This window comes from Mycobacterium sp., assembly GCF_032162605.1.
In the GTDB taxonomy this organism is placed as follows: domain Bacteria; phylum Actinomycetota; class Actinomycetes; order Mycobacteriales; family Mycobacteriaceae; genus Mycobacterium.
The window spans coordinates 1-12,601 of sequence record NZ_JAVROT010000506.1 but is presented as its reverse complement, the minus strand read 5'-3'; the positions used below and the strand labels follow the sequence as shown (position 1 = coordinate 12,601).

9 protein-coding genes and 1 pseudogene are annotated in these 12,601 nt (G+C 66.2%); 6 read left to right on the top strand and 4 right to left on the bottom strand.

Features of this window, described 5'->3' with window-relative positions; all coding sequences use genetic code 11:
- The first annotated feature begins 97 nt into the window (after positions 1-97).
- Positions 98-2,335 carry an NADP-dependent isocitrate dehydrogenase gene (locus tag QOI01_RS28020; RefSeq protein WP_526386414.1) on the top strand — a complete coding sequence of 746 codons (2,238 nt, stop codon included), beginning with the start codon at positions 98-100 and terminating at the stop codon, positions 2,333-2,335.
- A 5-nt stretch (positions 2,336-2,340) separates the two neighbouring features.
- Complete coding sequence (locus QOI01_RS28015; RefSeq protein WP_526386413.1) at positions 2,341-3,558, top strand: NADP-dependent isocitrate dehydrogenase; 1,218 nt, start codon at positions 2,341-2,343, stop codon at positions 3,556-3,558.
- 81 nt (positions 3,559-3,639) lie between these two features.
- On the opposite strand, the gene ephH is transcribed toward QOI01_RS28015, so the two are convergent.
- Entirely contained in the window at positions 3,640-4,479 is an 840-nt protein-coding gene (ephH, locus tag QOI01_RS28010) for an epoxide hydrolase EphH (RefSeq protein ID WP_526386412.1), read from the bottom strand.
- A 74-nt stretch (positions 4,480-4,553) separates the two neighbouring features.
- On the opposite strand from ephH, the gene QOI01_RS28005 reads away from it, so the two are divergent.
- On the top strand, positions 4,554-5,354 hold the full coding sequence (locus QOI01_RS28005; RefSeq protein WP_526386411.1) for an exodeoxyribonuclease III: 801 nt from the start codon (positions 4,554-4,556) through the stop codon (positions 5,352-5,354).
- Positions 5,355-6,776: 1,422 nt separating this feature from the next.
- On the opposite strand, the gene QOI01_RS28000 is transcribed toward QOI01_RS28005, so the two are convergent.
- The gene (locus QOI01_RS28000) at positions 6,777-7,409 is read right to left on the bottom strand and encodes a TIGR03086 family metal-binding protein (RefSeq protein ID WP_526386410.1); all 633 of its coding nucleotides are present in this window, start codon (positions 7,407-7,409) and stop codon (positions 6,777-6,779) included.
- Positions 7,410-7,460: 51 nt separating this feature from the next.
- Between QOI01_RS28000 and QOI01_RS27995 the strand changes: the two genes are divergently transcribed.
- The 3 genes and pseudogenes from QOI01_RS27995 to yhjD all read left to right on the top strand — a co-directional run bounded on the left by QOI01_RS27995 (position 7,461) and on the right by yhjD (position 10,022).
- Positions 7,461-7,892, top strand: coding sequence for a MarR family winged helix-turn-helix transcriptional regulator (locus QOI01_RS27995; RefSeq protein WP_526386409.1), 432 nt, complete (start codon positions 7,461-7,463; stop codon positions 7,890-7,892).
- A 25-nt stretch (positions 7,893-7,917) separates the two neighbouring features.
- Positions 7,918-8,964, top strand: a pseudogene (trpS, locus tag QOI01_RS27990) (tryptophan--tRNA ligase).
- 32 nt (positions 8,965-8,996) lie between these two features.
- Positions 8,997-10,022, top strand: coding sequence for an inner membrane protein YhjD (gene yhjD, locus QOI01_RS27985; RefSeq protein ID WP_526386408.1), 1,026 nt, complete (start codon positions 8,997-8,999; stop codon positions 10,020-10,022).
- Between the two features lie 12 nt (positions 10,023-10,034).
- On the opposite strand, the gene QOI01_RS27980 is transcribed toward yhjD, so the two are convergent.
- Together QOI01_RS27980 and QOI01_RS27975 are read right to left on the bottom strand one after the other, a co-directional pair.
- Complete coding sequence (locus QOI01_RS27980) at positions 10,035-11,276, bottom strand: D-alanyl-D-alanine carboxypeptidase family protein (protein WP_526386407.1); 1,242 nt, start codon at positions 11,274-11,276, stop codon at positions 10,035-10,037.
- Positions 11,277-11,459: 183 nt separating this feature from the next.
- Positions 11,460-12,494, bottom strand: a complete 1,035-nt coding sequence (locus tag QOI01_RS27975) for an SMP-30/gluconolactonase/LRE family protein (protein ID WP_526386406.1) — start codon at positions 12,492-12,494, stop codon at positions 11,460-11,462.
- Between the last annotated feature and the right edge of the window lie 107 nt (positions 12,495-12,601).

Below are 12,601 nucleotides of genomic sequence, written 5' to 3'. Positions count from 1 at the left end.
GTGCGCGTAGCGTCGCATTCGACGCGATACTGAAGGCTGCCGCGACACCTGCGGAGCGCCTCAGATTCTGACCGACCATGACGCCGGGAGAGTGACCATGAGTGACCAGCAGCCGACCATCATCTACACGTTGACCGATGAAGCGCCCCTGCTTGCGACGTACGCATTTCTGCCGGTGATACGCGCCTTCGCCGATGCCGCCGGAATCGACGTCAAGACCAGTGACATCTCGGTGGCCGCCCGCATCCTGGCCGAGTTCTCCGACCGCCTGACCGAAGAGCAGCGCGTGCCGGACAATCTCGGCGAGCTCGGCGCGCTGACACAGTTGCCGGAGACCAACATCATCAAGCTGCCGAACATCAGCGCCTCGGTGCCCCAGCTGCTCAATGCCATCAAGGAATTGAAGGCGAAGGGCTACGACCTTCCCGACTATCCCGGGGAGCCGAAGACCGACGAGGAGCGGGAGATCAAGCAGCGCTACGGGACGTGCCTGGGCAGCGCGGTGAACCCGGTACTGCGCGAAGGCAACTCGGACCGTCGCGCACCCAAGGCGGTCAAGGACTACGCCCGCAAGCACCCGCACAGCATGAGCGCGTGGAACCAGGCGTCGCGCACCCACGTGGCGACCATGAAGCACGGCGACTTCTACCACGGGGAGAAGTCGCTGACGTTGGACCGGGCACGCAAGGTGCGGATGGAGCTCGCCATCAAGGGCGGCGAGACGGTCGTGCTCAAGCCCGAGGTGAAGTTGGACGACGGTGACGTCATCGACAGCATGTTCATGAGCAAGAAGGCCTTGTGCGACTTCTACGAAGAGCAGATGGAGGACGCCTACAAGACCGGCGTGATGTTCTCCCTGCACGTCAAGGCAACGATGATGAAGGTGAGCCACCCGATCGTCTTCGGACACGCCGTCAAGGTCTTCTACAAGGACGCGTTCGCCAAGCACCAGAAGCTCTTCGACGAACTGGGCGTCAACGTCAACAACGGGTTGTCCGATCTCTACGCCAAGATCGAGTCACTGCCGGCCTCGCAGCACGAGGAGATCATCCGAGACCTGCACGCCTGCCACGAACATCGGCCCGAGCTGGCCATGGTGGATTCGGCGAAGGGCATCTCGAACTTCCATTCGCCCAGTGACGTCATCGTGGACGCCTCGATGCCCGCGATGATCCGGCTCGGCGGCAAGATGTATGGCGCCGACGGGCGGACCAAGGACACCAAGGCGGTCAACCCGGAGTCGACCTTCTCCCGCATCTACCAGGAGATCATCAACTTCTGCAAGACGCACGGCCAGTTCGATCCGACGACCATGGGCACCGTTCCCAACGTCGGCCTGATGGCGCAGCAGGCCGAGGAGTACGGCAGCCACGACAAGACCTTCGAGATCCCCGAAGACGGCGTCGCCAACGTCGTCGACGTGGACACCGGCGAGGTACTGCTGACGCAGAACGTCGAGGCCGGCGACATCTGGCGGATGCCCGTCGTCAAGGACGCACCGATCCGCGACTGGGTCAACCTGGCCGTGACCCGGGCGCGTGAGTCCGGCATGCCGGTGGTGTTCTGGCTTGACCAGGAACGCCCGCACGAGAACGAGCTCCGCGAGAAGGTCAATACGTACCTCGCCGATCTGGACACCGACGGCCTCGACATCTCGATAATGTCGCAGGAACGGGCCATGCGGCACACGATCGAGCGCGCGATGCGGGGGCAGGACACCATCGCCGCGACCGGCAACATCCTGCGCGATTATCTGACCGACCTGTTCCCGATCCTCGAGCTGGGCACCAGCGCGAAGATGTTGTCCATCGTTCCGCTGATGGCAGGCGGCGGGTTGTACGAAACGGGCGCGGGCGGTTCGGCGCCCAAGCACGTCAGTCAGTTGGTTGAGGAGAACCACCTGCGCTGGGACTCGCTCGGCGAATTCCTCGCTTTGGCCGTCAGCTTGGAGGATCTGGGTACCAAGACCGACAACGAGCGGGCCAAGATCCTCGCCAGGACGCTCGATGCTGCGACCGGAAAGCTGTTGGAGAACAACAAGAATCCGTCGCGCAAGACCGGTGAACTCGACAACCGGGGCAGCCAGTTCTACCTGGCCATGTACTGGGCGCAGGAACTTGCCGCGCAGACCGATGACAAGGAACTCGCGGAACACTTTGCGGCGCTGGCCAAGGCGTTGACCGACAACGAGGACGCCATCGTGGCCGAACTCGCCGAGGTGCAGGGAACCTCGGTGGACATCGGCGGCTACTACTACCCGGACGTCGAGAAGACCACGGCGGTGATGCGCCCGAGCAAGACGTTCAACGAGGTACTGGAGGCTGGGCAGGGCTGACCCGCATGTCGAAGATCAAGGTCGAAGGCACGGTAGTAGAGCTCGACGGTGACGAGATGACTCGCATCATCTGGAAGCTGATCAAGGACACCCTGATCCTCCCGCACCTCGACGTGAACCTGGAGTACTACGACCTCGGCATGGAGTACCGCGACGAGACGGACGACCAGGTCACCGTCGACGCGGCGAACGCGATCAAGAAACACCACGTCGGAGTCAAATGCGCCACCATCACGCCGGACGAGGCTCGCGTCAAGGAGTTCGGTCTGAAGGAGATGTGGCTGTCACCCAACGGCACCATCCGAAACATTTTGGGCGGCACGATCTTTCGCGCCCCGATCGTGATCGAAAACGTGCCGCGGCTGGTGCCTGGTTGGACCAAGCCGATCATCATCGGCCGGCACGCCTTCGGCGATCAGTACCGCGCCTTCAACACCAAGGTGGAAAAGCCCGGCACGTTCACGGTGACGTTCACGCCGGACGACGGCAGCGAGGCGATGGTGCACGACGTCGTCCAGATCCCCGAGGGCGGCGGCGTCATCATGGGCATGTACAACTTCAAGAAGTCCATCCAGGACTTCGCCCGTTCGTCGCTCAAGTATGGGCTGCAACAGAATTACCCCGTCTACCTGTCGACGAAGAACACCATCCTCAAGGGCTACGACGGGATGTTCAAGGATGAGTTCCAGCGCATCTTCGACGAGGAGTTCAAAGCAGATTTCGATTCGAAGGGCCTGACCTACGAGCATCGCCTGATCGACGACATGGTGGCCTCGTGCCTGAAGTGGGAGGGCGGTTACGTCTGGGCCTGCAAGAACTACGACGGTGACGTCCAATCCGACACCGTCGCACAGGGTTACGGCTCGCTGGGCCTGATGACGTCGGTGCTGATGACACCGGACGGCCAGACAGTCGAGGCCGAGGCCGCCCACGGCACGGTCACCAGGCACTACCGCCAGCACCAGGCGGGCAAGGCGACGTCGACCAATCCGATCGCCTCGATCTTCGCCTGGACCCGTGGACTCGAGCACCGCGGAAAGCTCGACAACACGCCTGCGGTGATCGAGTTCGCCGAGAAGCTGGAGGAAGTGGTCGTCGGGACGGTCGAGGGCGGGCACATGACCAAGGACCTCGCCATCCTGATCGGGCCGGAGCAGGGCTGGGAGACCAGCGAGGAGTATCTCGGCACCATCGCCGACCATCTCAAGCAGGCCCTGAGCTGACGCCATCTTCCCGCGAGCGCGCGTGTCTGCCCGTCGACACGCCGTCGTGTGCGTGCATCTGCGCACGCTCACGCCGACGTCCTAACCGGCGGGCGGTGCCTGTCTCTGCGGCTCGGCGTGCTGGTCGACGAAGTCGGCGATCAGCTCGGTGATGCGCCCCGGCGCCTCGAGCATTGGGATGTGGCCGAGGCCTTCGAGGCGGGTCACCCGAGCGTCGGTGGGTAGGTTGTCGACGAAGTACTTGGTGCCGCGCGGGCTGGGGAAGACCCTGTCCTGACCGCACAGCACCAGCTGGGTGGGCACCGCGACGCTGGCAAGCTCCAGCAGACCGGGCAGCCGCAGGGTCTTGACCAGGAGCTGCAGGTAGGCCGTGCAGTGCGTCGCGTCATCCACCAGCGCGACGAGCTCGGGATGGCTCGGTCCGTCGGCTGGACCGCTGACTAGGAGTGTGGCAATCCGGCGCGCGAACGGCAGGTCGAGGATGCGGGGGCCGAGCAGCCGCGCCGCGACGAGCACCGGGCCGCCGAGGAGGAACTTCAGCACCGTCTCGTACTTCGTTGGCGAATGTTGCGACCAGCCGCCAGCCGGTGCGATCGCGGTGAGCGTGCGCGCCCGGCCGCGTCGTTCCAGTTCGAAGGCCACCCAGCCGCCGAGCGAGTTACCGACGATGTGCGCAGTATCCCAACCCAATTCGTCCATCCGCCGCTCGACGTCATCGACGAGATCGGCGGTGTCCATGAACCACGACGAAGCGCGCAGTCCGCCGTTGTGGCCGACCATCGTGGGGGCGAACACCTCGAAGCGGCCGGTCTCGGCCAGCTGATCCGCGACCGTGCTCCACACCGCCTGAGAGCACAGGAAGGGGTGCAACATCACGATCGGTTCGCCGGACCCGACGTGGATGGGGGCGCGTTCTGCCATGCCGCCGACCCTAAGGCGATACCGGCGGTACCGCAAGAATGACGAATCGTCGATGGCCGTTAAAGTCTTCGATCGTGATCCTCAGCACCGTCAACGTCAACGGCATCCGCGCAGCAGTCAAGGAACGGTCGCCGGAGAATCTCGGCCTGCTGCCGTGGCTGGAGCAGACGCGCGCGGACGTGGTCTGCCTGCAGGAGACCCGCGCCGACGACGACCAGCTGGCCGAGGCGTTGGCGCCCGCCCTGGTCAATGGTTGGCACCTCGCGTCGGCCGACCCGCATCTCAAGGGCCGCAACGGTGTTGCCGTGCTGAGCCGGCATGCCATCACTCGCGTGCTCATCGGGCCGGACGCCGACGAGTTCGCCGCCCACGGCCGCTACCTCGAGGTCGACACCGCAGGCGCCACCGTCGCCAGCGTGTACTTCCCGACCGGCGAGGCCGAGACCGGTCGGCAGTTGGAGAAGGAACGCTTCATGGCCGCCGTCGCCACGCGCATGGCGGTGCTACGCCGCAAGCGCCGCGGGGCAGTCGTGTGCGGGGACTGGAACATTGCGCACACCGAGCACGACATCAAGGCCTGGAAGGCCAACCGGAAGAAGGCTGGCTTCCTGCCCAGCGAGAGGCAGTGGCTCACCGATCTGCTCGCCACCGGCTGGGTCGACGTCGTTCGGGTGAAGTACCCGGAAGTGCCCGGCCCGTACAGCTGGTGGTCATGGCGAGGCAAGGCGTTCGACAACGACGCGGGCTGGCGGATCGACTATCAGCTTGCCAGCCGACTGCTGGCCGACCGCGTGGTCGAAGCCCGCGTCGAGCGAGCCGACGCCTACGCCTTGCGCTGGTCCGACCACGCGCCCGTGACGGTGGAGTACCGCTAGACGGTGGCCGCTGCTCGCGACCTCCGGGCTCCTGCGCCCGGCAGTCAGCGCCCGCGCGACGATGGTCGGACGCATCAGTCGAGGTGGCGGGTCCACCAGCCAGACGACCCGCATGAAGGCCTCCATGGCGGCCAGGTCGTGCTCGGCTGCGGACAACACGCGTTCGACGTACGGGTTGATCAGTCTTGTCGTCAACGGGGGGGTGCCAACGATCTCGGGCAACGAGAGATCGTTCCCGACCACCTGTTGCCAGGCCTGTCGAATCGGCTTCGCGCCCGCCGCGTAGAACCGCTGCGGCAGATTTTCGGTCCCCCTCGACAAGCTCTCACGCAGTGCGAGTGCCTGCAGAGCAGCGACCGTCATGCCTTGCGCGTAAATGGGATTGAAGCTGCATACCGCGTCTCCGACCGCGAGCAGTCCGTCCGGCAGTCGACGCAGTCGGTCATATCGGTGCCACCGACTCGACGGATACCGATGTTGCGCGGTCGGACCGAGCGGCGTCGCGGACCGAACGGCCGCGAGCGCGTACGCGGGCAGGATGTCAGCGGCGAAATCGCAGATCTCATCGAAGGTGTCGGGCGGGTCGTTGCCGGCCATGCCCGCGACGGTGAGCATCCAGTTGTCGTTTTCGCACCGGGCCATGGCGAGGCCCGAAGGACGACCCGCGACCGGCGTGATCAGGAAGACCACCTCGGTCAATGCGTCCTGTGGCAGGCGCAGCAACTGGCTCGAGTACTTCAGGTGTACCGTCACCTTCTGTTCTGTCGGCCTTCGATAGCCGAGTGCTTCCAAGAAGGCGGGTGTGCGTGCTCCGCGGCCGGTGGCGTCGACGACGAGATCTGCTGTCAGATCCAATGCTTCGCCTCCTCCGTGGGGAGCGACGCGGACTCCGGTCACGCGCTCACGGGACGATGTCGACGTGAGATCGACGACGTCGTAGGCGGCGCGCAGCGTGACGTTGCCGAGGCATCTCACGCGACGACGGATGTGACTCTCGAGGAGCGGCCTGCTCGGGCCGTACACGCCGAGTCGCTCGGCATCGCCCGACCTAACCAGCAAGTGGCCGTTCATGCACAGGTACATGCGCGAGACGTCCGTGCCGTCGAAATGTGGGGCACCCGCGGCGACGAGTTCGTCGAGAATGCCGGGGAACAGCTCGGCCAGGACTTGTGAGCCGCGCATGAGCAGCCCGTGGAGATGGCGGCCCTGCGGTACGCCGCGACGATTCTCCGCGCCATCACCGAGGGCGTCTCGCTCGATCACGGTGACGGAGTCGAAGAAGTCGGCCAGAACCCTCGCGGCCAGCAGGCCGGAGATGCTCGCGCCGAGAACTACCGCGTGCTTACCCAGTGCCGCCATGGTGATCCCCCTCGCTTCGGAATCAGTCTGACGGGGTCTTCAGAAGTGGGCTTGCGTAGTTGACTACCCGACTTGAGCGTCGTTGGTGGCCCAGTCCGGCCGGCGGCCGAGGTGGCGCAGGATGGCATCGAAGTCGTCCGTGTCCGCCGATTCGACCGCCGGGCCGAACGGTGATCCCGCCGCGGCGCGGAAGTCGCCGTCGGGAACGGCCAGCACGAGTGGCAGGACCGCGGCGACCACGTCGGCGGGCAGCGAGTACGGGACGTCCAGTGTGGCGGCGACATCCCAGCCGTGCACGGCATAGTCCACGAAGTGGAACCCCATCGCCATGACGCCGGGGACGCTTGCGCCAGGGCCGAAGTCGGGCAGTGCGAACTCCGCGTCCGGGGTGCCGTCGGCGGCGAAGGCGTCGAGTACGTCGTGAGCGGCCGCGGCATAGGCGCCCGCCGGATCTGCGGTGACCCACGAGAGGACGGTCTCGGGCCGCCAGATCTCCGGATCGGTACCGAAACCCCCTGCCGCCGCGGCGAATCCGCGGTGTTGGACGGTCATGTGCGCGAGCAGGTCCGAGAGGTTCCAGCCCGCGCAGGGCGTCGGAAGGTTGAGGTCTTCGGGTCGAACGGTGGCGACGACGTCGATCGACGCGAGGACGGCGGTCCGGTGCAGTGGGAGCAACGCATATGAAGTAATAGGCATAGGCATACGATAGGCGTAAGCGTACGATATGGCAACGCTTACCATGATCCGATGTCGCAACAGTCCCCTCGCCCCGACCTCGCGGCGATGCTCGCTCCGCTGGTGCGCGCGCTGATGGCCGCCGAGCAGCCGGTTCTGGAGGCGCACGGTCTCACGATGTGGGGCTACGTCGTACTGGTGGCCCTGGACCGGTCGTCGATGCGGACCCAGGCGGCGTTGGCCGAGGCGATCGGCGCCGACAAGACCCGCATCATCCGCACCCTCGACGAGCTGCAGGAACGCGGACACATCGAGCGTCATCCGGACCCCGACGACCGACGGGTGCGCCTGTTGGCGATCACTGACTCCGGGCGGGTCGTCAAGGCTGCCGCGCAGGCCGACATTCAGCAGGGCGAGGAACGGTGGCTCGGCGAGTTGGGCGCCGAGGAGCGACGGGTGTTCCTGAAGGTGCTGCGTCGGCTGACCCGTGACGAAACCGGATGACGGCAGTGGAAGGATCGAAGGCATCATGAGCCCAAGGAACAGTGACGGTGCCCCCGAAAGAGTCGTCTTCTCGGGCGTGCAGCCCACGTCCGACTCCCTTCACCTCGGCAATGCCCTTGGCGCGGTCAGCCAGTGGATCGGGCTGCAGGACGGTTACGACGCCTACTTCTGCGTCGTCGACCTGCATGCGATCACCGTCGCGCAGGATCCCGAGATGCTGCGCAAGCGCACCCTGGTGACCGCAGCGCAGTACCTGGCGTTGGGCATCGACCCGTCCCGATCGTCCGTCTTCGTGCAGAGCCACGTGCCCGCCCACACCGAATTGACTTGGGTGCTCGGATGTTTCACCGGGTTCGGCCAGGCCTCGCGCATGACGCAGTTCAAGGACAAGTCGCAGAAGGAAGGTGCCGACGCCACCACCGTCGGGCTATTCATCTACCCGGTGCTGATGGCCGCCGACGTATTGCTCTACGACACCGACCTGGTCCCCGTCGGTGAGGACCAGCGTCAGCACCTCGAGCTCGCCCGAGACGTCGCACAGAGGTTCAACGCGCGGTTCCCTGGCACGTTCGTCGTACCCGAGCCGATGATCCAGAAGGCGACGGCCAAGATCTACGACCTGCAGGATCCGACCGCGAAGATGAGCAAGTCGGCCGCCACCGATGCGGGGCTGATCAGCCTGCTCGACGTCCCGAAGAAGCCCGCTAAGTAGCTCCGGTCCGCCGTCACCGACAGCGAACGCGAGATCCGCTTCGACCGGGACGCGAAGCCGGGCGTCTCGAACCTGCTGACGATCCAGTCCGCCGTCACCGGCGTCGACGTCGACAAGCTCGTCGAGGGTTACGCGGGGCGGGGATACGGCGACCTCAAGGCCGACACCGCCGAGGCCGTCGTGGAGTTCGTCACGCCGATCAAGGCGCGGGTCGACGAAATGCTGGCCGACGTGGCCGAGCTGGAGTCAGCGCTGGCCGCGGGCGCCGAGCGGGCCAACGAGGTGTCTGCCAAGACGTTGCAGCGGGTATACGACCGGTTAGGGTTTCTTCCGATGAGCGCTCGCGCGAAGAGAGAATAGAACGGCAGCGTCATGACAACCAGGAGGCCGGCGTGAGCGAACCGGCCAAGCCTGGCGTGATGGACCGGCTGCGCGCCAGATTCGTCTGGTTCGACCGCGTGATGCGTGCCCAGGAGCGCTACAACGACAGCAAGGGTGACTTCTACGCCGCGGGCATCACGTACTTCACGATCTTCGCGCTGTTCCCACTTCTCATGGTCGGTTTCGCCGCGGGCGGCTTCGTGCTTGCCAACAGGCCAGACCTGCTTGCGGAGGTCGAGGCGAAGATCAAGGGTGCCGTGTCCGGTGACCTCGGCGCGCAACTCATCAACCTGATGGACTCCGCGATCGCCTCGCGCACGTCGGTCGGCGTCATCGGCCTGGCCACCGCGGCGTGGGCCGGGTTGGGGTGGATGGCCAACCTGCGCGAGGCGCTCAGTCAGATGTGGGGTCTGCAGCGCGGTGAACCGCCGGGCTTCGTGAGAACCAAGATCTCGGATCTGCTTGCGCTGCTGTCGGCGTTCGCCGCGATCGTCGTCACCGTCGGGCTGACGGTCCTCGGCAACAAGACGGTGATGCGCAACGTGCTCGAGTGGCTGGGCATCCCCGACTTCCCGGCACTGGGCGTCCTGTTGCGAGTCGCATCAATGCTGGTCTCCCTCGGCATCTCGTGGCTGCTTTTCACCTGGATCATCGCCCGCCTGCCACGCGAGTCGCTGAGCTTCCGCAGCGCGGCGCGGGCCGGGCTGATCGCCGCGGTGGCGTTCGAGATCTTCAAACTCGTCGCGTCCGTCTACCTTTCATCCGTGCTACGGGGCCCGGCGGGCGCCACGTTCGGCCCCGTGCTCGGCCTCATGGTCTTCTCCTACATCACCGCGAGGCTGATCCTCTTCGCCACGGCATGGGCGGCGACGTCGCCGGAGAGCCTCGCCGCCGCTCCGGTCGGTCCGCCCCATCCCGCCGAGATCACTACCAGGATCGAGGTCAGGGAAGGCATTGGAGTCGGCGGTGCGATCGCTGCGGCGGGAGTGGGTGCACTTGGAGCCCTTGGCCTTTCGCGGCTGACGCGCCGCCCCTAGGGGAGGCGAACGTCAGTTCGTGGGTCGCCGGTTCAGCGACCGCGCGGCCATGATGAGGCCGAACACGACGATCGAGCCCGCGACGCCGACGCCCACCCGGACGGGCACGGCATTCGCGGTCGGGAGTTGGGGTGCCGCGACGTCCTGTGCGGGAACCTTGTCTCCCATCGGATTCTGGTCCCTGACGGTCAGCGACGGGTCGGGCTCGATGAGCGTGCCGACCTTCGTTCCCGGTGGTGTCCCGAATCCGTAGTCGAGTAGGTGGGCGGCCTGCTCCCACGGTGCGATCGGCAGGCGGGTGCCATGCAGCATCACCACGACGAGCCGCCGTCCGTCACGCTCGGCCCCGCCCACGAACGTCTGGCCGGCGTCGTCGGTGTATCCGGTCTTGCCGCCAAGTGCGCCCGGGTAGTTGTAGAGCAGCTGGTTGTCGTTCTCCAACTGGTAACCGGGGCTGTCCTCGCCACCGTCGCGACCGGGGTGGCCAGGGAAGTCGTAGGTCTCGGTCGCGACGATGTCGCGGAACACGGAGTTCTGCCAGGCGTACCGGTAGAACAACCCGAGGTCGTAGGCCGACGTGCTCATGCCGGGACCGTCCAGACCAGACGGAGTCGCGGCGCGGGTGTCGTGGCCGCCGAGTTTTCCCGCCAGGTCGTTGATCTTCGCCACGGCGACGTCCATGCCGCCGAGCTGGACGGCAAGCGCATGGGCGGCGTCGTTGCCCGAGTGCATGAGCAGGCCGTGCAACAGGTCGTTCACGGTGTACTTGCCACCTTGCTCGACGCCGACGCGGGTCCCCTCGGCCGCCGAGTCATCGTTGGTCCCGATGACCTGCTTGCCGACCGGCAGTTCCCGTAGCGACTGCATCGCCACCAGGACCTTGATGATGCTGGCGGGACGGTGCCTGCCGTGTGGATCCCTGGCCGCGATGATGTCGCCGTTGTCGAGATCGGCGATCACCCATGCCTCGGCGGAGACGTCGCCGGGCACTGGCGCGGTGCCCGGCGCGGTGACGATGCCGCAGCCGGAGAGTGCATCGCCACCGACGGGCGAGGCGGGCACGGGCAACGGCTGGGGCGGGTCGCCTGCCTGGGGAACCTCGGAGGAGTCGACCGCGGGTGGCGTCGCCACCCGGTACGGGCAGGCGTCGTCGGCGTGGGCCGATGGGATCCCGACCAGCAGCGGGGCGGTCGACAGAGCCATGGCGGCAGCGAGGCACGCGACGCGGCGCGAGACTGATCCGTAGGTAGCCATCGTGTGTGCAGACTAGGAGATCGAAAGCAGATTTCCGGGTTGCCACGCTGTTACCAGAGTGACAATTGCTGCCTATGGGGTTGCACGTGCACTGCTGCCGCTGCGTGCGGCAGCGAACGTGACGCCACTGCGAATATCGGGGCCGGATCTCGCACTGGTGTCACGTTCGATGGACGTGGATGCCTACAGGTCGAAGTACGCGATGGCGGACGCCCCGATGCCCGCGACCCAGACCCGGTCGCCGTGCTGCACCACACCGGTCGTCGACCCGAATCCCGGCTGCCGGGTACGCACCTGTGCGACCACGTGGCCGTCGTCCGGATCGAAGCCGATCACCCACACCACGGGCTTGACGTCGGGCAGCCAGCCATAGGGCAAGCGCCACAGGAGCTTTCGCAGGATTGGCGGCTTCGGTACGAGCCACTCGGAGAAGGCGTTGCGTTCCGACACCATCGCCACCCAGATACGGCCGTCCGGTCCCGTCGAGATGTTGTCCGGATAGCCCGGCAGTTCGGCGGCCAGCGGAGCCGCAGTGCCCGCGGCAGGTCCGGCGAGCCAGTACTTGGACACGCGGGCGCCCTGGGTCTCGGCGAATACCAGGGCGGACTCGTCGGTGGTGAGCGTGACGCCGTTGGCGAAGTACAGACCGGTGAGCAACGTGGTCACGGTGCCGTCGACGTCACGCCGGAAGAGTGACCCCGAGCCGCGGGCCTCCATGATTGCGCCCTTGTACCGCTCGTAATGAAATCGTGCGGTGGACTCTGTGAAGTAAATTGTGCCGTCCGAAGATTCGACGACGTTGGAGCAGAACTTCAGCGGACGACTTCGCCGCACGGAGCCCGCGGAGCTGCGGCCGTCGGCGCCGACATCGGCCACCAGTGTCTCGATCTGGCCCGTGCCGGTGTCCATGCGCAGCAACCCGCGGTGACTGTCGCAGATCAGGAGCCGGCCGTCGCGCGCGACGGCGAGGCCGAGTGGCCTGCCGCCGGTGTCCGCGACGACAGCATGCGACGTCGCATCCGCCTCGATGCGCACGATCTTCCCGTCGGCCAGCCCGGTCCACACGGCGCCGTCGGGGTCGACGGCGACGTCCTCGGGCGCGGGTCCCGGCATGACGACGATTCGCAACTGCGGATCGCGATCCGGCGCTGGCAGCCGCCGCGACGGCGGCGGGTGCCAGCGGACGGGATCGATGGACGGTCTCGTTGCCGGGGTCACCTGCGAGAAGTTACCGGTAGCGGTTAGAGAAGTCTTCCGGCCTCACTCAACACGCCGTGCAGAATCTCGTAGATCGCGTCGAATTCCTTCTGCCCGCTGATCAGCGG

What these genes read in the sequence shown, in the direction of transcription:
- QOI01_RS28000 (WP_526386410.1), bottom strand. Translation starts at nt 7,409, where the DNA reads ATGCCTATTACTTCATATGCGTTGCTCCCACTGCACCGGACCGCCGTC.
- QOI01_RS27995 (WP_526386409.1), top strand. Translation starts at nt 7,461, where the DNA reads ATGTCGCAACAGTCCCCTCGCCCCGACCTCGCGGCGATGCTCGCTCCG.
- QOI01_RS28020 (WP_526386414.1), top strand. Translation starts at nt 98, where the DNA reads ATGAGTGACCAGCAGCCGACCATCATCTACACGTTGACCGATGAAGCG.
- QOI01_RS28015 (WP_526386413.1), top strand. Translation starts at nt 2,341, where the DNA reads ATGTCGAAGATCAAGGTCGAAGGCACGGTAGTAGAGCTCGACGGTGAC.
- ephH (WP_526386412.1), bottom strand. Translation starts at nt 4,479, where the DNA reads ATGGCAGAACGCGCCCCCATCCACGTCGGGTCCGGCGAACCGATCGTG.
- QOI01_RS27980 (WP_526386407.1), bottom strand. Translation starts at nt 11,276, where the DNA reads ATGGCTACCTACGGATCAGTCTCGCGCCGCGTCGCGTGCCTCGCTGCC.